The organism is Adhaeribacter arboris (assembly GCF_003023845.1).
GTDB classification, from domain to species: domain Bacteria; phylum Bacteroidota; class Bacteroidia; order Cytophagales; family Hymenobacteraceae; genus Adhaeribacter; species Adhaeribacter arboris.
Genome location: NZ_PYFT01000001.1, coordinates 1,668,805 through 1,689,204, shown reverse-complemented (window position 1 = coordinate 1,689,204; position 20,400 = coordinate 1,668,805). Strand labels below are relative to the sequence as shown.

At 43.8% G+C, this 20,400-nt stretch carries 12 protein-coding genes; 5 read left to right on the top strand and 7 right to left on the bottom strand.

What is annotated here, in order from left to right; all coding sequences use genetic code 11:
* The first annotated feature begins 130 nt into the window (after window positions 1-130).
* The 3 genes from AHMF7605_RS06975 to AHMF7605_RS06965 all read left to right on the top strand — a co-directional run bounded on the left by AHMF7605_RS06975 (window position 131) and on the right by AHMF7605_RS06965 (window position 2,718).
* Complete coding sequence (locus AHMF7605_RS06975) at window positions 131-1,201, top strand: LLM class flavin-dependent oxidoreductase (protein WP_106927767.1); 1,071 nt, start codon at window positions 131-133, stop codon at window positions 1,199-1,201.
* Window positions 1,202-1,283: 82 nt separating this feature from the next.
* Window positions 1,284-2,105: a maleylpyruvate isomerase N-terminal domain-containing protein gene (locus tag AHMF7605_RS06970; RefSeq protein WP_106927765.1), complete on the top strand. Its 822-nt coding sequence runs from the start codon at window positions 1,284-1,286 to the stop codon at window positions 2,103-2,105.
* Between the two features lie 172 nt (window positions 2,106-2,277).
* Window positions 2,278-2,718 (top strand): hypothetical protein, encoded by a 441-nt coding sequence (locus tag AHMF7605_RS06965; protein ID WP_106927763.1) that lies wholly within the window; start codon window positions 2,278-2,280, stop codon window positions 2,716-2,718.
* 167 nt (window positions 2,719-2,885) lie between these two features.
* On the opposite strand, the gene AHMF7605_RS06960 is transcribed toward AHMF7605_RS06965, so the two are convergent.
* On the bottom strand, window positions 2,886-3,659 hold the full coding sequence (locus AHMF7605_RS06960; protein ID WP_106927761.1) for an NUDIX hydrolase: 774 nt from the start codon (window positions 3,657-3,659) through the stop codon (window positions 2,886-2,888).
* A gap of 152 nt (window positions 3,660-3,811) precedes the next feature.
* On the opposite strand from AHMF7605_RS06960, the gene AHMF7605_RS06955 reads away from it, so the two are divergent.
* Entirely contained in the window at window positions 3,812-7,339 is a 3,528-nt protein-coding gene (locus AHMF7605_RS06955; RefSeq protein WP_106927759.1) for a ThuA domain-containing protein, read from the top strand.
* 66 nt (window positions 7,340-7,405) lie between these two features.
* Entirely contained in the window at window positions 7,406-8,332 is a 927-nt protein-coding gene (locus AHMF7605_RS06950) for a sugar phosphate isomerase/epimerase family protein (RefSeq protein ID WP_106927757.1), read from the top strand.
* Between the two features lie 250 nt (window positions 8,333-8,582).
* On the opposite strand, the gene AHMF7605_RS06945 is transcribed toward AHMF7605_RS06950, so the two are convergent.
* The 6 genes from AHMF7605_RS06945 to AHMF7605_RS06920 form a co-directional block, all read right to left on the bottom strand.
* The gene (locus AHMF7605_RS06945; RefSeq protein ID WP_106927755.1) at window positions 8,583-9,500 is read right to left on the bottom strand and encodes a phospholipase A; all 918 of its coding nucleotides are present in this window, start codon (window positions 9,498-9,500) and stop codon (window positions 8,583-8,585) included.
* A gap of 89 nt (window positions 9,501-9,589) precedes the next feature.
* Window positions 9,590-10,684 (bottom strand): lipase family protein, encoded by a 1,095-nt coding sequence (locus tag AHMF7605_RS06940; protein WP_106927753.1) that lies wholly within the window; start codon window positions 10,682-10,684, stop codon window positions 9,590-9,592.
* A gap of 166 nt (window positions 10,685-10,850) precedes the next feature.
* Window positions 10,851-11,279, bottom strand: coding sequence for a large conductance mechanosensitive channel protein MscL (gene mscL, locus AHMF7605_RS06935; RefSeq protein WP_106927751.1), 429 nt, complete (start codon window positions 11,277-11,279; stop codon window positions 10,851-10,853).
* 467 nt (window positions 11,280-11,746) lie between these two features.
* Window positions 11,747-12,550, bottom strand: coding sequence for a molybdopterin-dependent oxidoreductase (locus AHMF7605_RS06930; RefSeq protein WP_106927749.1), 804 nt, complete (start codon window positions 12,548-12,550; stop codon window positions 11,747-11,749).
* On the bottom strand, window positions 12,537-13,235 hold the full coding sequence (locus AHMF7605_RS06925) for a cytochrome b/b6 domain-containing protein (RefSeq protein WP_106927747.1): 699 nt from the start codon (window positions 13,233-13,235) through the stop codon (window positions 12,537-12,539). The genes AHMF7605_RS06930 and AHMF7605_RS06925 overlap by 14 nt, the downstream gene beginning before the upstream one ends.
* 356 nt (window positions 13,236-13,591) lie before the next feature.
* The gene (locus AHMF7605_RS06920) at window positions 13,592-20,041 is read right to left on the bottom strand and encodes a T9SS type A sorting domain-containing protein (RefSeq protein ID WP_106927745.1); all 6,450 of its coding nucleotides are present in this window, start codon (window positions 20,039-20,041) and stop codon (window positions 13,592-13,594) included.
* Window positions 20,042-20,400 lie beyond the last annotated feature (359 nt).

The following is a 20,400-nucleotide window of genomic DNA, read 5'->3' as shown; positions in this document are numbered from 1 at the left end:
AAGTACCGCGTAAAAAGCTCCCCCAATCGGCCGTTTGTGTACCTAAAACGAATTTTCATGGAATAGTTGGATAGTGCGCCCCGATAACTCAATAAAAGTAATTAGTAAACCTTTATTAAATTCTATCTCCATGAAATTCGGAATTCATTATTTACTATCCTGCTCTCCCGAACAATCTCCCGTTCAGCGTTATCAAGATAGCATAGAGCAGGCCGTTCTGGCCGAGTCGCTGGGGTTTGAATCGGTGTGGCCGGTGGAACAGCATTTTAACCAAACTATGTCGGCTATGCCATGTCCTACTTTGCTGTTGGCCGCTATTGCCGCCCGCACCAAATCGCTGCGCTTGGGTACGGCCATTATACAATTGGGCTTAAACCATCCGTTGCGCGTTGCCGAAGAAATAGCAACTTTAGATGTGCTCAGTAAGGGGCGGGTAGAATTTGGCGTGGGTCGGGGTTCTAATCCTTCGCATTTTGCCGGCTTTAATATTTCTTTAACCGAGAGCCGGGAGCGCCTGGAGGAATCGTTGGCTTATGTCCAAAAGGCATTTTCCGAAGAAAAATTTACTTTTCAGGGGAAATTTTTCTCGGGCGAAGATATTTGTTTGGTACCTAAATCCGTGCAACGTCCCTCTCCACCAATAACCCTTGCGGCTAACAGCATGGATACCGCTAGACTGGCGGGTAAGTTAGGATTACCTATTGTAATGGCCTTGCACATTAACCCGCTCCCCAAAGCCAAAGAACTAATAACTATTTATAAAAATGCGTTGCAGGAAGCCGGGCAATCCACAAAAAATAAGATAAGTTTGTTGGTGCCTTTGTTCGTCGATGAAACGGAAGAGAAAGTGAGACGAGCGGCCGAACCGGCCGTAAAACACTTTACCTATGTAACTTCTTTGTTATTATCTTCTCAGGCAAACAAATGGACCAACCCGACCGAGAAGCAGCAAATGCAGGTACTTTTAGAAAGAATAGGTAAAACTACTTACGACTCTATGAACCAGAACATGGCCGTATTTGGTACCCCAAGCTATTGCCGGGAAAAGTTGCAGGAGTTAGAAGAATTGGGCGTAGAACGAATTATTTGTTGGTTTAACTTAGTGGGCGCTATTGCTCCTAACCAGGTGGTGCGCAACCTGGAGCTGTTTTCGGAAGAAGTAATGCCTTATTTTGGCGAACCGGTTCTGGCAACGGTTTAAATTAAATAAATCTCCTGCTATTTTGGGGTAAGTTGCCCGCCTGACTTTCGTTGCACCGGACATTATCTGAAAGTTAAAAAGTATGGTTGCAATAAAGCATTTGTTTGCTGATTTAGATTACAAGCTGATCCAGTTGTTAAAATCTTTACGTCCGGAAGATTGGGATAAACCAACCGTGGCCAAACTCTGGCGGGTGAAAGATGTAGCAGCGCACTTACTCGACGGCAATATCCGGGTACTTTCTACTCAGCGCGACCGGTATTTTGGCGAGCAACCGCCGGCAATCTCTTCGAATCAAGATTTAGTAAATTGGCTCAATCAATTAAATGCCGATTGGGTAAAAGCCAGCAAAAGAATAAGCCCTCACGTACTCATTCTACTGCACGAACTTACCGGACCTTTGGTTACTGCGTATTACCAAAGCTTGGATTTGCAGGAAAAAGCCGTATTTTCGGTGGCCTGGGCTGGCGAACAGGAAAGCTTAAATGAGTTGCACTTGGCCCGGGAATACACCGAGAAATGGCTGCACCAACAACAAATCCGCGACGCAGTAAACCAGCCCGGCATCCTCACCCGGCACTTTTTCTACCCGTTTATTGCCACTTTTATGCACGGGTTACCGGTTACTTACCAGTCTGTACAAGCAGATTCCGGAACGATTATTCAAATATCCATCACTACCGAAGCCGGCGGCGATTGGTTTTTAGTAAAAGAAGCGGATAAATGGACTTTGCAAAGTAATCCGACAGATACTCCCGCTACCCAAGTTATTATTCACCCGGATATAGCCTGGAAGTTGTTTTCCAAAAGTATCCGGCCCGAACAGATACTGGACCAGGTAGAAATTACGGGAAATAAAGCAGTGGGTGAAATAGCCCTGGGAATGGTTTCGGTTATGGCCTAGAAAAGATTTTTTTAAATTTCATACGTGATCCCTCTATTAAATACTTGTTATATTTTTTTATTGCTTTTCATTTTTAGATAAGCGTTTAGAATGAAGTATTTTAAAATCTTTCTATTGAAAACCTATTCCGGGCAAAAGCAAACTAATATATTGTGGTCTAAATAGCTTGTTTATGGGCCACTATAAGTTTACCCAAATTGATTGGAAAACGCACCTAATTACAATCATTCCGGTTCTAATATTTCGGGAGATGCAGGATAACGTAGGCACCGGATTGGCGATGTTGTTTGCCCTCGGTTTAGGAATTTTTCTGGAACTAGTAGCCATTAAGTGGTTTACTACTGTGGCAGAATTTCAGGATTCTAATTTGATTCTGAAGAAAAACTATTTTAGTAAAGCCATAAAAATACCTTACATCGAAATCGAAAAGTTTACCTACTCGAATGCTACGCAATTTTTAAAATTAACACTGCTTACGCCAGGCAATACCATCCATTTACCTCCACCCGCCCGGCTGGCCCAAGCCGAAGAACTTTTCGCCTATTTACGCACCAAAAGTCCAGCAATTGAGTTCGAAATCATTAAACCTGAGCCTGTTCTGGAACTTAGTTAATTTATTAGTTAAGTGTTTTAGCTATGTGCCTCAAAGTTTTTAATACCCGGAAGTTTGCTGTATGTTTAATATAACTTTACCTGTTTCCTTTCCGGAATACCTAGCTAAACCTGTGTTTTTTTTAAATTTTACCTTTTGGCTAGAAGACTGTATGGCTACGGTCAGCGCTAAAAACCAAAACCGGTATCGGCTTCCAGAAGCTCCTGGTATTTAGCGGTATTAAACCGGTATAAGAAAGGCGCCTTATACGTAACGTTGCTTTTTACTTCGTCCAGCCTTTCCAGAATTCCCAGCTTCAGCATCTTTTTTTCAAAATTTCCCCGGTCAATCGGGCGGCCCAGTATGGTTTCGTAGAGTCGCCGCAATTCCGTCATGGTAAATTTTTCGGGTAGCAAGTTAAAGCCGATGGGCTTGTTCGCCAAATGCCGCCGCAGAGCCTTTAAAGCATCTTTCACAATATCGGTATGGTCGAAAAGGAGGGGAGGCAAGGCCGTTAAATCCCACCAGCGGCATTCTTCCGAAAGCGTATCCGACGTAGGCGTTACTTTTTCGATATCTACCAAAGCGTAATATCCCATCGATACCATGCGCTGCAACAACCAGTTTTTTTCGTTTATATTTTTATCAATGGCCTGCACAATTCTTTTCGTGTCGGGCGTATTGTTGCGTTCCACCGATCCGAAAACTTTAAATTGTTCCAGAAAAATGTTTTCTAAACCGGTACGCTCCCGCAAAATGCGTTTGGCGGCCATATCCACCGACTCTTCTTTTCGAATAAACCCTCCCGGTAAACTCCACTGGCCTATATTGATTACTTTGGTTAGTAAGAGCTTTAATTGATTGTCGTGGAAGCCAAAGACGACGCAATCCACGGATAAATGGGTAAGATAGTGTTCGTGACCTTTATGAATAAACTCTAAAAACTCAGCATCTGAAATCATGAGATAAATTTAAAAAAATAATGCGTAAATATTACACACCGTAAAAATTATGTTTATATTGCGTAAACTTTACACATTCTAATTACTAGTTATTTACGGTTGTTTAAAGCTTTTATTACTCATTTACTTTTGTAACTCTTACCCGCACTCCCATGAAAAGTTACTTTTACCGCTCCAAATTCTTGCCTGTTTTTTTATTGTTCCTGGTAACCTTTATCGGATTGGCTTCTTTTGTTTTTTACCAGGAGCCACCGCGGGTGCTGGTTTTTAGTAAAACTACCGCCTTTCGGCATACGTCTATTGGGGCCGGTAAAACGGCCTTCATGAAATTGGGGAAAGAACACGGTTTTGCCGTTGATACTACCGAGGATGCCACTAAGTTTAATGAAGATAACCTGAAACGTTATCGCGCAGTAATTTTCCTGAGCACTACCGGCGACGTTTTAAACCCTGAACAACAAAACAGCTTCGAGCGGTACATTCAGGCGGGGGGCGGTTATTTAGGCGTACATGCCGCCGCCGATACCGAGTACGATTGGCCCTGGTACGGGAAATTAGCGGGGGCCTGGTTCGATAATCACCCCATGCCGGATAACGTGCAGAAAGGCACTTTTGTGGTAGTCGATAAAAATAATCCGGCTACCCGTTTTTTACCTGAACGCTGGGAGCGGGAAGACGAGTTTTATGCGTACAAAAATATTAGTCCGGATATAAAAGTTCTGCTTAAGATAGACGAGAAAACCTACCGCGGCGGAACCAACGGCGATAATCACCCAATGGCCTGGTACCAGGAATTTGACGGCGGACGGGCTTTTTATACCGCGGGCGGCCACACCGATGCTTCCTTTGCGGAACCTTTATTTTTAAAGCATTTAGTAGCGGGTGTAAAATTTACTATAGGCGGTGATAACCCGAAAGCCTTGAACTACGCGCAGGTTCGCACTCCGAAAATGCCCGAAGAAAACCGCTTCACCAAAGTAGTGCTCGACGAAAAGCTGGCCGAACCCATGGAGCTTACCGTTTTAAAAGATGGCCGCGTTTTGTTTATTGAACGCAGTGGAAAATTAAAAATGTATTCGCCCGGTACTAACCAAACCAAAGTAATTGCTACTATTCCGGTAAGCACCAAATACACGGATAAAGAAGGCAAAGTAACCGAAGGCGAAGACGGTTTGCTGGGCTTAACCCAGGACCCGCAGTTTGAGCAAAATCATTGGCTTTATTTGTATTACTCCGCGGTTGGTTCCGAAGCAAAGAATATTTTAACTCGCTACGAACTTCGCGGCGATGAACTAATAACGGAATCCAAGAAAGTACTCCTGGAAGTTCCTACCCAACGGGAACAATGCTGCCATACTGGCGGCTCCCTGGCATTTGATGCCCAAGGTAACTTATTCTTATCTACCGGCGACAATACCAGTCCGCGGGCAACCAGTTATGCACCCATCGACGAACGTCCGGAGCGTAGCCCCTGGGATGCACAGAAGTCATCCGGAAATACCAACGATTTACGCGGTAAAATTTTGCGTATTCACCCGGAGCCAGATGGTAGCTACACCATTCCGGCCGGCAATTTATTCCCTAAAGGTACGCCTAAAACCCGCCCCGAAATTTACACCATGGGCCACCGTAACCCATACCGCATTTCCGTGGACCGCAAAACCGGCTACGTGTACTGGGGCGAAATCGGCCCCGATGCCAACGACCCTTCGGAGCAAGGCCCGGAAGGTAATGATGAGGTAGGCCAGGCCCGGCAAGCGGGTAATTATGGCTGGCCATATTTTGTGGGCAATAACAAAGCGTACAGCAAGGTTGATTTTACCAATAACCAGGCGGGAGCTAAATTTGATGCTGCCAAACCCCAAAATAATTCGCCTAATAACACCGGATTAAATCAATTACCACCTGCGAAAAGTGCTTTTATCTGGTACCCGTACGGTGCTTCCAAGGAATTCCCGTTAGTAGGTTCCGGTGGCCGCAGTGCTATGGCCGGACCTGTTTATGACCAGGATCAGTTCGCGCAAGCCAAACGGTCTTTCCCGGCATATTATAACGGCAAACTATTTATTTACGAATGGATGCGCGGTTGGATTATGGCCGTAACTCTGGATAAAGCCGGTAATTACGTGTCGATGGAGCGTTTTATGCCGAGTTATAAGTTTAGTAACCCCGTGGATTTAGAATTTGGTCCGGAAGGCGATATGTATATGCTGGAATACGGTTCCGGCTGGTTCCAGGCCAACGACGATGCCCGTTTGGTGCGCATTGAATACAACGGTGGCAACCGCAAACCAGCCGTGGAAATAGCCGCTAATAAATTGGCGGGTGCATTGCCTTTAGCCGTGAACTTGTCGTCTAAAGGCACCCAGGATTTTGACCACGATGCTTTAGAATACAATTGGAAAATTACTTCGGCGGCCGGTACTTTTAAAACGTTTACCCAGGCAAATCCTACCGTAACCTTTACCAAGCCGGGCGTTTATAAAGCAACGCTTACCGTAACCGACGCCAAAGGAGAGAAGAGTAGCAAATCTTTAGAAATAAAAGCGGGCAATAATCCGCCGGTTTTAGCTTTTGATATTACGCAGGGCAATAAAAGTTTCTTTATCCCCGGCAAACCGCTCACCTACCAGGTAAAAATTTCGGATAAAGAAGATGGCAGCTTGGCGGCAGGTCAAATTTACCCGTCCCAGGTGGCGGTTACCATCGACTACTTGCCCGAAGGTTTTGACCAGGCGGCCATTGCTCCCGGCCACCGCGATGTGGAGGGCACTGCCCAATTTGCCACCGGCTTACGGTTAATGGAAAGCAGCGATTGCAAAGCTTGCCATAGTATCGATAAAAAATCAATTGGCCCGGCTTATAAACAAGTAGCTCTGAAATACCAAAAAGATAACGGTGCTGCGGAGCGTTTGGCGAAAAAAGTAATATCCGGAGGGAAAGGAGTTTGGGGCGAAGTACCGATGAGTGCCCATCCGCAGTTAGCGCTGAACGATGCTACCGAAATGGTAAAGTATGTTTTGAGTTTAGCCACTGAGAAAACCGCCACCAAATCTTTGCCCTTGAAAGGAAATTATACGCCGGTTTTACCCGCCACGGATCAGGGAAAAGGCGTTTACGTACTACGGGCCGCTTACCGCGACCGGGGAGCCAATGGCATACCTGGCATTTCCGCAGAGCAAACCCGGGTACTGCGTAACCCAAATGTGATAGCCAGTTCTGCTAAATTTACCCATCAAATTCAAAAGTTTAAATTGGCCGATCCACCGCTGGATCTGGTAATTGTATCGGGTTCGGGGGCGCATATCGGCTTTGAACAAGTTGATTTAACGGGAATACAGGAGCTCACTTTTGTGGTAATGGCGCCGAAAGAACAAGTGAATGCGGCCGGCGGTATTATTGAAGTGCACCAGGATTCGCCTACGGGTAAGTTACTCGGAACGTCAAAAGAGATTGTGCCGACCACTACCCCGGTAATGTCTACTCCACCGCAGTTTGTAAATGTTCCGCTAACGCCTGTCACTAATTTGCATGATCTGTACTTTGTCTTTAAAAACCCCAAAGCCCCGGCTACCCAATCATTGTTTGTAGTAACGAATGTGATCTTTAAAGCCAAGGAAAACGAAAACAAGGCAACCGGAAATGCTGTTGGGCAAGCTAAAAGCGGTGGCTCCAAATAAGGGCTACTCATTTTAGGCTAGCAGATTTACAGGAAAAATAAAAATTTAAAAAATTAAGATTTTAGCATGAAGCGCAGAAATTTTTTATTACAATCCGGGGCAATGGCTTTGGGTGGTTTGTTATCGGCTAATCAATTATCGGCCAGTAAATTGTTTAATCCAGCTGCCATGCGGCCCGTAGGCTTAGGATTATTCACCTTATTTAACATAATCGATGAGGATGTTACCGGAAATTTAAAAAAAGTGGCGGCTTTGGGCTATCAGGAAATAGAGTCGGCTTTTAGTAAAAAAGGCGGTTACTACGGCATGAAGGCTCAGGAGTTTGCGAAGTTTACCAAAGATATTGGCCTAGCCTGGCAATCGCACCACGTTTTGGGCGCTCCTTTTAAGTTGCCTCCAGGTGCCAAAATGCCTACCGGTGCCGATGGTAAACCAATCACTATCCCACCCATGCGTAACTTACGGGATAACTACCAGGAACTAGTGGATGAAGCAGCAGCCGGTGGCGTGAAATATTTAGTTTGCGCTAATACCCCTATTGGTACCCTAGACGAAGTAAAAGCTTCCATAGATGTTTTAAATAAATCGGCTGAAGCTGCTAAAAAGGCCGGTTTAATTTTCTGTTACCATAACCATGATGCTGAATTTAAAAAAGTAGAGGGGCAGGTACCGTACGAAATGCTATTAGCCCAAACAGATCCGAACAATTTAAAAATGGAATTAGATTTAGCCTGGGCGGTAAAAGGCGGTTACGATCCGGTGGCCTTATTCAAAAAGTATCCGGGGCGTTTTCCTTTGTGGCACGTAAAAGACTTAACCCAAGACCGGCAAACCATTCAACCCGTTGGGAGCGGAACCATCGACTTTAAAACCATTTTTGCCCAGGCAAAACAAGCTGGTATGCAGCACTTTTTTGTGGAACACGATATGCCCGCCGACCCGTTTGCCAGCATTACCACCAGTATGCAAAATTTAAAAAAACTTTTAAGCTAACCAGAAAGCTTTATGGTTAATCATTAGATTTACTCCAACATCTAAACTATTTGCCCTAAAAATTTAGAGATTAAACCCGGTAGGTTTTGAAAACTGCCGGGTTTAATTTTTTAAGGCTGGTATAGAAACTTGTAAATACGATTTATGACAAGGTCAGAATTTAAATAAATAGCTGCCTTAAGCTTAGTTAAACAAAGGACGAGAGTATAATTTATTCGCATCGACTTTTGCTGGAGCATCTTTCCGGCAATTATAACCACTCTACTAGCGAAACACTCAGGCCAATGGTACTTTGCCGATGGTTGTAGTCCACGAGTGTTTCGCCGTATCCATGCGAAAGTTGCAGATGCCCTCTTAAATTACCTGAAATCCGGTAAGTCCAGTCAAATAACAACTGTCCCCGGTTTTTATTACCGGTACGCAACGAATGACTGCCGGTTAGCGCATATAAACTCCGGCCGCCGTTGTACATCAGAGTGGCATCGGCTCTTCCCACGTAATCGGTAATGGCGGGATTTTCGTCGTCTGTATCTTTTAACCGGTACCAAGGGCGGAGATATACTATCCATTTCCCGCGCTCTAAGCCAATTTGAGCAATAACCCGGTTCCAACTGCGAGAAAGAGGCAAGGCACGGCCGTTAGATTGGTGGTTAAAGGCTAAGCCGAGCATACGAGTATTAAAACCAAGAAATTTGAAATGAGTGGCAAAATTAAGCAGCAGTTCCGGTTCGTAATTTGTTTCCCGAAATGGCCGGGAAAATCCGGTATTGTAAATTTGCCAATGCGATTTTTGAGTATAAGCAATCCATATATCGCCTTGCTTACCAATTAAGCCTTGCACAACTTTGGTTTTAAAACTAAGCTGAAATTTTGCTTCGTATTTGCCGTAATCGACTTTAAAGGGTAAGGAATATTTTGGATTTTCGCTAACTGGTTGCTCGTTGGGGTTACTCGACCATCTGCCGGCGGTGATGTAAACAGGCTTATATGGAGTAATCAGAAAGGTTCCTTTTTTAGTAGCTGAATCCAATTCCCATCGCTCCGACAAGCTATGGACATCGAGTTTTTTTGTAAAAAGCGGCGCATCCTGAGCGTTAACCTTGGAGAGGAAAAAACCTTGTAAACACACGCAAATAAATAAGCAACTGGATAATTTAAATTCATACATAGCTAGCTTGTTTATTATTAGCATACAGCTTAATGGTAGAAATAATCCTGCCGGTTGAAATTTAGCCAACAATGTTTCTCGTTACATCTTTATTTCAGTTTTTGCGCCAGGTAATAATAAGGCTGCAGCATGTGGTGGGTAAATACCTTCGTTTTGCTCTCCGGAAATTTTTGGTAATATGCCTGATCGGCTAGCAACACAATAAAAGTACCCGTGCGTACATAGTTATTTGAATTATAATACGCCGGAACCTGGATTTCTTTTAACTGCGACTGTACGTATTTGGAAGCTTTATTGCCCAAGTACTGTTGGTAGCGTTTTTGGGCTTTTAAGGTATGTTTGGTTAACTGCTTGTAAACATAATGCAGGGCAGCTCTTTTGGGGAATTTTTGCTTTTTAATGCCTTGTTTGGCATTTATAAACGGGTTTGTCGGGTTAAAATCATTTACCGTTTGAATGGAAATAGGTACTTCCGGTACCCAATCGGCGGAGTTGACGACGTTAAAGGCCCAGCCGCCTTGGGTGCGGTTTTCGTACTCGTAAGCGTAATATAAATTACCTGGTTTAGGGCCCGCGCTGCAATACGTTTTAAATCGGATATCAGTCGGCAATTTTCCGGTATCCTGTAAATGATGCAAATGAGAAGTAAGCAAATACGCGATGGCTCCGCCTTGGCTGTGACCTAAAATAATATATTCTTTAATGCCGGCCCGGTAACAAGAATCCAGACGAGGTAAAATATCATTGGCCAAAAAACCAAGGCTAATTAACCAGCCGGCATGCACGGCCGCTCGCGGATTAGTGGCTAACTGGTAGTTAAACGTTAAATTATCCGATAATTTAATGGAACCTGTGGCTGGTACCATGGCCGCGTAAAAATTGGCCAGCCAACTTACCGGATCGGCCGTGGTTCCCCGAATGCTGATGACGGCGACGGTATGCGCCTTATTTGTGTGCAGTTCCCAGCGGTTTTGCAGACCTACGGTAGGAGAACCGTAGGCTCGGGTATAATTTTCGGATTGGGCAATACCAGCGTAAAAAGTGGAATCGCCCCACCGGGAGTAAATTTTAAGTAGTTCCATGTATTCTTCTTTATCAAAGCCTGGCTTTAAAACCTGACTATAACTTACTTGCGAGAGGAGGTATAAGAGAAAAAATATAAATACCAAGTATAATTTGCGCATAGGTTACAAGGTTGATAGAAGAATAGATAATATAGATTTCAACTTTCCTGAAATTCAAAAGACGTACTTAACCCTAAGCACGCATTAGGCCTTTAACGGAGTAATGTTGCCTGAAGGAAAAAGATTTACGATAAAAGTTTTATTCGGAATGTATCTTTCATTATTGTTATTTAACGGCTATTTGCCGAAGAATATCCCGCATTTCGGTGAGTAGTACTTCTTCTTTGGTAGGAGCAGGAGGTACAAAAGGAGCCGCTATTTTCTTCCGGATTAAGCTGTTCATGCCTTTGACAACCAGAAAAATGATGAAGGCCAGAATAATAAAATTGATTAAAATGGTGAGAAAATTACCCCAGGCAAATACGGGTCCCAGCTTTTTGGCATCTACTAAGGCCAGGCCAGGAGTAATTTTGTCGGATAGAGGTACATACAAATTACTGAAATCTACGTTGCCAATTACTTTACCTACCAGCGGCATTACCAAATCATTCACAACAGAGTCGACAATGCGTCCGAAAGCAGCGCCAATAATTACGCCTACAGCTAGGTCAATTACGTTACCTCGCATGGCAAATTCCTTGAATTCTTTCAACATATCCGGTTAGATTTTAGAAGTTTATAATAAAGCAGTTTAATTTATGAAAGGTGGAAAATTAGATATTATCCGCGAAACTAGCTTAAAAGTTATTTCTTTGAAACAACATCAAATTAATTTTCAATGGGCATTTATTATACTTTTCTAAGTAACTAATGGAATGAGATTATGTTTGGTAAGGAGAGGGTTAAGGGATTAAAAAAATAAAGATTACCCGGCTCAACGGAATGGATATGGATTGACCTTACAAAGTGTTCCTTATAGGCTTATATGTTCTTGGGATTCGTTCTCTTCTCCGGGTAGTGCTGTGTTGGTAGATAAGGGTGAGTTTGCGTTCCAATTGGCTGGTTTCGGTTAAACACTCCAGGCTAAAGGACAAGTTCGAATCCAAGGAACTGAGGCAATTATTAGTTTCAGGCTTTCCTTGTTCCCGCTAGCACCCTAAAACCTTTAAAAACTATTTACATTTATAAAGAAGCATCGTAAACGTAACCTCGTTCGTACCAGTAATCGCGGGGTTGGACAAGAGAAAAAGTAAGGCTGCCAATGCGCTTTAAGCTTTTTACGCCGTATTTGGTAGGAATAATGAGCCGGAGGGGAGCGCCGTGTTTTAAAGCTAAGGTGGTACCGTTCATTTCGTAGCAAAGTAGTGTTTGCGGGTGCAGTACGCTAGCCATATCTAAGCCAACGTAATAACCCCCATCGGGAGTTTCCAGTCCCACGTACGGGTACCAGTCACCTGGCCGGTCAGGGTCAATGGCCTTACCGGATTGGGTACCTAATTGGTAAGCTTGCAGAAAATCTGAAAATTTAACCCCGCCGTAATGCACAATTTGGTTCCAACCTTCGATGCATTTAAAGTCAAAAATTAAATCTGTTTTAGGTAAACGTTGAATGTCACGAAGGGAAACAGAAAGCATTTGCGGGTTCCCCGGTACGTTAACCTGCAATTGCCAGGTTAACGGTTCAAAGGTTTTAGGTAATCCTGCGCGGCCATTTACGCGGGGTGCGCGGGCAGCCGCTTCCGGCGGGTAGGTGGGTGCTAAATGCTGGTTACTGAAAAGCTGCGCGTTTACTTTCTCGTTAAAGGCTAATATTCGTCGGGTTGGGGCAGCTAGGCCTTTCGCTGTTTTCGGTAAAGCCCGAAAAGCTTTCCAGAGACCTAAGCTACTGATTCCGGCTATGGTAAATACCGTAAAAGCCAGGAAAGTGCGGCGTTTTATTTTCTGCTCGGTAACTTGTTGGGTAGGTAAAGAATTATTTTCTTTCATCTCTTTGCAGATTATTCACTTGTTCTGATGTACCCGTCGGTTTAATTTCGAAGCCCGTAATCATCGCCTGAAAATTATTCCAGCCGGCCCGGATAACCTGTAAGATATGTATTAGGAAAAATAAAACGTAACCAATGGTTAAGGCAAAATGCAGCATCCGCGCGAAGGCGTAGCCACCCAACAGGGAACAAAGCCAGGAAAACTGAATCGGTTTATAAATAGCCAACCCCGTGAGCACGGAACCAAGTCCCATTACTACTACGCTGGTATAGGCAATTTGCTGCGCGCCGTTAAATTTACGCCCCGGCGGGTGAACTTTTGAAATTCCTAAATCAAACATCAATACTCGCCAGGCTTCCCGAAAAGAATACCGGTTCGGTAATAAATAACGCCATTCGCCGGAAAAGAAAGTATAAAGTACGTAAAATAAACCATTTAGCAGAAAGAGCCACATAAAAACAAAATGCAAGGACATGCCTTCGGCCAGCCGGAACGGAATTTTTAATGCTTTGTAAAAGGAATCGGGGAAAAATGCCAGTAGGGTAGTATTTCCCCAACCTAACCGGTAAACGTCGTTCGCCCAATAAATTAACAAGCCGCTCCAAATCATGATCATTAAAACCGGGAAGTTTACCCAATGAAACCAGCGGATAGCCAGTGGGTGCTTTTCTATGATCTGTTTCATGGAGATTATTAAAATTTTATTCAGAATTAATCTAAGGAGCTAGTACTGGTATTATCAAAATAGGTAAGTACTAATAATCAAATGTTTAACAAGTTATACTATAAAGTTGTTAGTTAGCTCCGAGAATAAAATATTTTTTAGATATTAGATATTATGACTTTACTGCTTTAACTGATTTGGTTTGTTTTTACGTAACTAGAACGTTCAAATCTGTTAAAAGAAAAACCTACCCGTATTACTGATAAACAGTAGTAGGGGTAGGTTTATTACTTAATCGGCCTTGGTTCTTTAATTTATCAAACCAGCAACTTCAGTTAGGCAGCACGTTTTAGGTATTCATTCCTTTCCCAATTTTTTTACTGCTTCAATAGATTTAGGTTTTGAAAGAAATTTGCGCCTTTTATTTGAATAATGTACTTGCCGGAGGCCAGGTTACTAATTTCTAACGGTAATAAATTACCGCCTTTACCAGAAGTTTGTTTTACCAATTTACCGGTGATGTTGATAATAGTAATACTAAATTCTTGTTCGGGTATAGCGGTTAAATCCAAGTGGGTAATTTCCGTTGCCGGATTAGGATAAACTTTGGCCCTAGGTACTATTTGATTCTGGTTATTACGGTTTATGGCAATGATGTGGCTGTAAACAAATTTACCGTCTACATCTACTTGTTTTAAGCGGTAGTAAACCACCTTGCCTGGGGCTTGTTTATCCAGAAAACTATATTGCATTAACTGGTTACTCGTACCATTACCTTTAACTTCCCCAATAGCTTCGAACGCTTTACCATCCTGACTTCTTTCCACTACAAAATAAGCATTGTTTTTCTCGGAGGCTGTACTCCAATTTAACCGGATACCCTCGGGTAAGTTACTGGCCGTAAACTCCACTAAAGTTACCGGTAACACCACAACTAAACTCGCAGAACGGAAATCGTACTCGTTGGTTCCGGTTTTGGTTTGGAAATTATTACGGCGGCCACCTGAAGTAGCGTCAAACAAATCTACTAAGCCATTTTGGTTAGTATCGTGGTAAAAGGTTGTTCCGGGTGTTAAAAATTGAGGATAATGACTGGTATTGTTCATTTCCAACCAATCCGGTACGTTGTTATTGTTCGAGTCTACGGTAGTGTAATAACCTGCCTGGCGAGTGGCTTCAAAGTTCTCTGCCCGGAGTTTTAAATCGGCAATAACAGAGTTATCCTGGTTATCGTCATAAGCTTCTATGTAATCGGCCGATATGTCATTATCGCTATCCAGATCCAGGTAATCCGGTTTATCCTGATTATCGGTATTTACCGGTGTAATAGTAACTCCGTTGGTACCGCAACCACAAGTTGGGTCATAACGGTCATCTAATCCATCTCGATCCGCATCCGTTGAAGAGCGGTTAATATAATTATTGGTTAGCTGAGCTTCTATTCCATCTATAATACCATCGTTGTCCGAATCTATATCTTCGTAATCGCGGCGACCATCACCATCTGTGTCTAAAGCGGGTAAGATGGATTGGTTATTCGTGCCCGGTTTTAAAATGGCTAGCGGAATTCCAAATTCATTTACATTGCCGGTAATGGTTCCGGTAGCTGGATCATAGTTTATACCCGCTGGTACGATACCGCCATAAGCTTCTATTACATTGGTAATTCCATCGCCGTCAATGTCTATGTCAAAGCCTCTAATTAATCCATCCAAGTCTAGATCAAAGCCATCATGAATGCCATCGCCGTTTCTGTCGATAAAAGCGCCGTAAATCGGATGCACAAAGTCCCGGTCTAAATAATTGTAAATGCCATCGTTATCGGCGTCTCCGGTTGGGTTGGTGGCACCAGGTTCGGTAATAACGCCATCGTTATTATCATCTAAATCAATATCATCGGCTACCCCGTCGTTGTCCCAGTCACCGGAAATAACGTATGTTACCTCATTACGGGTAACGCCACCGCCGGCGTCTACCGATTCAATGAGTAGTTTGTATACACCGGGTACAAGTTCGTATTGGTTAGTTACTTCCAGTTCGCCGTTGGACTCTAAACGGATACCAGCCGGTAACGACGAAATAGTAGTATTGTTTCGGGTTCCGCTAACAAAACTCGATGTTTGAATGGCTCCATCCGGATCGCTAACGGTGGCAATGTGCTGGCCAGTGGTGAAATAGAAATAGTGTTTACCCGTTAATAATACTTGATAAGCGGCGGGCCGGTCCGTAACATTAAGGACGATAATGGTACTATTATTTCCGTTGGTAGTGGTACCACCATTCGGGTCGTATTCTTTTTCAGCCAACTTATAACCAGCATTATTCAGGGTGCCGCTCGCGGTGGGTTCTACCAGAAGCGTTAAATTTCTTGATTCATTGATAGGTAGGTTTCCGATCAGCCACCGGCCAGTAGCCGGATCAATAGTGGTTCCCGGGGCGGGTGTGCCGCTTCCCGGCACTAACTTCAAACCCGTGGATACTAAGGAACCAATAACTACTTCGGTGGCGGCATCCGGCCCGTTATTGGTAGCTGTGATAGTTACCAGGTACTGACTTCCAATATAGTAAGGGCCCGGAGCAATGCTGCTGCTCAAGGCTATATCGGCGGAGGCACTTCCTTGCGTTTGTGCTGTCTGGCTGTTATTGGCTGTGTTCTTATCGTATTCAGTCGATTTAACGGAAGCAGTAGTGGTATAATTACTAGCCGCTTGGGGTTTAACCGTTAAAGTTAGGGTTTGAGCATTAGCAGCTCCAGGTAAAAGGCTTGTTCCTAGAGTCCATTTGCCAGTAGCAAGGTCGTAAGTACCCGCAGAAGAAGTAGCGCTCACAAAATTAAGACCCGATGGTAAGATGTCTTCTACAACTACGTTAGTGGCCGCATTCGTTTCATTATTCTGAACGGTAACCGTAAAAGTAACATTATCGCCATTCTGGAAAGTAGGGCTAGATACAGTGTTGGTAACCGCCACATCTACTACTGGTACCACATTTAAAAAGGCCCGGGCCGTATTATTTTCCGGAATGTTGTCGTATGGGTAAGTAGGTTTAGAAGTAACAGAGCCGCCTAAATATAATCGGCCCGTTGTATTAGGGATTCCTTTTACCGTAAGTTTTTTAGATTGGCCGGGTAATAAAGTGCCTACACTCCAAATACCGGTAGAGGTGTTGTAAGTAGTACCAGCTTCTGCGGCGGGTGTTGCCGTAAACGTGATCGTACCCGTTTGGGTGTCTCTACCTTCCAGATCGGTTATTACATCCGGCCCATTATTAGTAACGGTAATCTCAAAAGTAGCTTCGGTAATACCGCGATAAAAGGTACCATCCGGATTAGCGCCAGATACGGTAATACTAGTAGCCACATCGGCCCGTTTTTTCACCGTAATATCGGTAGTGCTGGAATTATCAGAAACATCATTATCGAACTGGGCGGGTGCGTCGGCGGTTCTCTCTGCTTTAAATTGGTAGGTTTTATCGCCAACTGCATTATCATCCCGGTTAGGTGTGCCCATCACGGTTAGCTCGGTAAAAGCTCCGTTAGCTAATGTCGGAATAGTCCAGATTTTGGTGGCGGCATCATAGGTGCCCACTTTGGGATTAAAGGATACAGCCGTCATGCCAGCCGGCAAAGGAGCATATATTTTTACGTTAGTAGCCGCATCCGGACCTTGGTTTGTGGCGCTAACGGTAAAAGTTACCGGATTGCCGGTATAATACGTAGCCGCATCAGCCGTAGTAGCTATATTAATATCCGCGGTGATAGTTCCGGAACCGGATTGAATACTATTAGAGGCACTGTTATTACCGTTTACATTATCATATTCGTTATGAAATTGAGATGCCGTGGTAGTTATAACGGCACTCTGGGTAATGGTGCCCGTTAACGAAAGTGTAGCTGAAGCGCCATTGGCCAAGGTTCCTACTGTCCAGCGTCCGGTGGTTGGATTATAGCTTGTGCCGGCTGAAGAATTATTGGAAATATTATTAAAGAGAGCCGTCGGCAGTTTATCATCAACGAGAACGCCGGTAGCGGTGCTGGGACCATTATTGGTAACCGTTACTAAATACGTCACTACATCGCCGTTGGCGTAGGTGCCTCCCGCCGGAGTGGGCGACGTAATAACATTCGTTACCTGGATATCAGCGGTAGGTTGTACCGTTATTGTTTGCGCTGCACTGTTATTCATATTATTGTTATCGCTCTCCGTATGAGTTTGTGCGGCAGTAAACGTAAAAGAGCCCGTAGCGGTAGGAGTGGCCGTGATGGTTAAGGTTTGGGTAGTATTAGTCAAAATAGTGCCTGCATTCCATATAAGATTTGAGTTAACCGCAGAAGCAGTTCCCACAGTTGTACTATAATTCGTGAAATTCAACCCGGCCGGAATAGCACCACTTACCACTACGTTGGTAGCACTGTTCGGCCCGTAGTTAGTTGCTTTAAGGGTGTACGTTATAGTCCCATTCTGATTAGGAGTTGCGTTTGAAACCACGTTGGTAACTTCCACATCAGCGGCAGAATTTACAGTTATGGTATTCGATGAGGTATTATTATTGGTATTTTCGTCGAGCTCATAACCGGTACGGCTACCCAAAGTGGCAGTAGTAGTGAAAGTTCCCACTGTTGAAGCTTTGGCTTGCAGCGTGATCGTTTTTGTTTCATTTACCGCTAGGGCGCCCACCGTCCAGTTACCCGAGGTGGCATCATAACCCGTTGGGGTAGTTCCTTGTAAGGTAAGCCCGGCCGGTAATTTATCCGTAACGACTACTCCGGTAGCGGCATTGGGGCCCAAATTACGAACCGTTAAGGTATACGGAATTACATTGCCGTTGTAATAGGTAGTTTGGGGTACCGTATTTTTTACTTCAATATCCGCCGAAGGTACTACGGTAATATTTACCGGCGCACTGTTGTTGGAAGCATTGTTATCTGCTTCGGTGTGGGTTTGGCTGGCGGTAGTAGTACTAGTACCCGTTACCAGGGGCTTTGCCGTAATAGTAAGCGTTCGGGAAGCGTTCACCGGTAAAGAACCAACCGACCATACGCCGGTAGAGGCATTATAATTGGTATTGTCCGAAGAAGTTATCTCTCCAAATTTAGTTGGATCTAGTTTGTCGGTTACGATGATATTGGAGGCAGGGATAGGACCGTTATTAGTAACCGTTACGGTATAAGTTAAAGCTTTGCCAATGGTATAGGGAGCTGCCGTTACAGTATTGGTTACGCCTACATCTGCGCTGCAATCGTAAGAATACGTACTGATTTGATCTTGCGTATTGGTGTAGCCATACGTCCAGGTATTAATGGTTTTTAAATCTCCCGCATTATAATTAGTAGCCGTAGTAGTAAAACTGCCCCAGTTATGCACTCCGGTAGTATTGGTACTCGCCGGGGCTACCCCAAATAGCTCAGATTGCGGAGCCGGAAAGGTGGTAGTAGATAAATTCCGGTCGTCCCAAAATAACAAACTATTGTAACTTGTACCAGCTAGTGGTCGCACATCCTCCACCCTAAAGCCATTGTTTACCTCGGCATCCCACATCGGAAAGTTAACGGGAGCGCAGCCATTCCGGAAAGAATAACTGATGGACGTATTATTAGGAACAACCTGGCCCAGACCATTTAAACCATTCCACTCCAGGACGCGGCTACCTTTCGGCCCACTTTGTTCCAGCAGTACATCAGTGGTACCCGATTGGTAACCTGCCGTACCATTTAAATTTATGAGAGCAATAAAAGTACTACGATCACTGCTGTTAATGGTAAAAATAGATTTACCTCCGCCGGTAGCGGTATTACACGATGAAGTAATATTTACACTAAAAGTAGGGGCAGTGGCGCTGGGCCAAATGGTTGGATCCGGATCGTTTACAAAGCTGTAAAACTCCGGATAGTCTGATTGAGTAGTCTGACTTTTTCTCTTTTCTTCAACGGTAGTACCCACCGTAGTACCGGCACTATTAGTAACAAATCTAAAATAATTTTGAGGAGCAATACCCGCTAGTTCTACCTTTTTAACAAAGTACTTTCCCCCTTGATCCTCGGCCGGCACTAAGGGAAACATGTTAAAAGTTTTAGAAAATAAATTGGTGGTTCCGCCCGCCGAAAAAGCCCAAAGCTTACTCCGCATACGTCCGGGTTTCTCCACACCATTAGCATCTACTACTGTAAAATCCCACAAATCATACACCGAAAAGCGTTGTTCATCCGACATATTTGCTTCCCCAACCTGCGTAAACTCTACATAATAATCATAATCGATAGTAGTAGAGTTTGTTACCGATAAAGGTGTGTAACCAGCTGTTATACTTCCCCGATCGGGACCATTAGCTGCTTCGGTTGCATTAGCGATTACTCCTCTTTGGGGAGTGGTGAGTAACATATCCCGGGTAGAAGCAGTGTTGTTGGTAAGGGTAGTAGCAGCAACAGGATTTACATCGTCGGTGCCATTAGCCGGATTCATCCGGCGTACGGTAATAGTTAAAGCTGCCTGATTTCCTGTTCCCTGGTCGTGCGTAGTCCGGTGTACACCATAGTATAAAGTTTCGCCGGCTTTCACGCGAATGTATAACCGATGGTCTTTGGAGTAAGTAGCGCCGTTTCGACTAAAGCCGGCGGGTTTTAAAAAACTAAGGGATGAAACGGCTATCCCCGTGGCAGAAGCTAAATTCGCATCGTGCGCTAAGTAGCCTGCTTTATCGTTATTGGGGTCCGTTAAAGCACTTGTCGACTGACCAGGAGTAAGTTGCCTGGAGCCTTCACCAAAAGTGCCGTGAATAGTGGTAATCAACAAAACGCACAATAAGAATAAGCGGGGTAATGAAAATCTCATAAGTTGCTATAGATGGTTGTAACTTGGAAATAACCAATTTTTAGGTTTGATTGTTCCTTTTTGTTTTTAGATTAAAAGTGTTCTCAAAAGTATTTTAAATACTTTATTATCAATATGTAAACAGAATATGAAAAAGCAGATTATAAATAAAGTATAATTTATTGGTAATTTAGTATAAAGTTAGGTTATAAATTTTCGGTAATACAATCAAAAATTTTATATATAAAATATAATATTTTTACTTTAACTCTGCCTTCTTTGTGCCCGATTATAAAAGTTTAACTTAACAGCAATATCAATAAATAGCTATGCCTTATACGGAGCAGGTGCTATAATATCTTGGGTAAATAATGGAAGAA

Bases quoted from the DNA above. Each gene is read 5' to 3' on its own strand.
- AHMF7605_RS06975 (WP_106927767.1), top strand. From the start codon at position 131: ATGAAATTCGGAATTCATTATTTACTATCCTGCTCTCCCGAACAATCT.
- AHMF7605_RS06965 (WP_106927763.1), top strand. From the start codon at position 2,278: ATGGGCCACTATAAGTTTACCCAAATTGATTGGAAAACGCACCTAATT.
- AHMF7605_RS06945 (WP_106927755.1), bottom strand. From the start codon at position 9,500: ATGTATGAATTTAAATTATCCAGTTGCTTATTTATTTGCGTGTGTTTA.
- AHMF7605_RS06940 (WP_106927753.1), bottom strand. From the start codon at position 10,684: ATGCGCAAATTATACTTGGTATTTATATTTTTTCTCTTATACCTCCTC.
- AHMF7605_RS06960 (WP_106927761.1), bottom strand. From the start codon at position 3,659: ATGATTTCAGATGCTGAGTTTTTAGAGTTTATTCATAAAGGTCACGAA.
- mscL (WP_106927751.1), bottom strand. From the start codon at position 11,279: ATGTTGAAAGAATTCAAGGAATTTGCCATGCGAGGTAACGTAATTGAC.
- AHMF7605_RS06925 (WP_106927747.1), bottom strand. From the start codon at position 13,235: ATGAAACAGATCATAGAAAAGCACCCACTGGCTATCCGCTGGTTTCAT.
- AHMF7605_RS06955 (WP_106927759.1), top strand. From the start codon at position 3,812: ATGAAAAGTTACTTTTACCGCTCCAAATTCTTGCCTGTTTTTTTATTG.
- AHMF7605_RS06930 (WP_106927749.1), bottom strand. From the start codon at position 12,550: ATGAAAGAAAATAATTCTTTACCTACCCAACAAGTTACCGAGCAGAAA.
- AHMF7605_RS06920 (WP_106927745.1), bottom strand. From the start codon at position 20,041: ATGAGATTTTCATTACCCCGCTTATTCTTATTGTGCGTTTTGTTGATT.
- AHMF7605_RS06970 (WP_106927765.1), top strand. From the start codon at position 1,284: ATGGTTGCAATAAAGCATTTGTTTGCTGATTTAGATTACAAGCTGATC.
- AHMF7605_RS06950 (WP_106927757.1), top strand. From the start codon at position 7,406: ATGAAGCGCAGAAATTTTTTATTACAATCCGGGGCAATGGCTTTGGGT.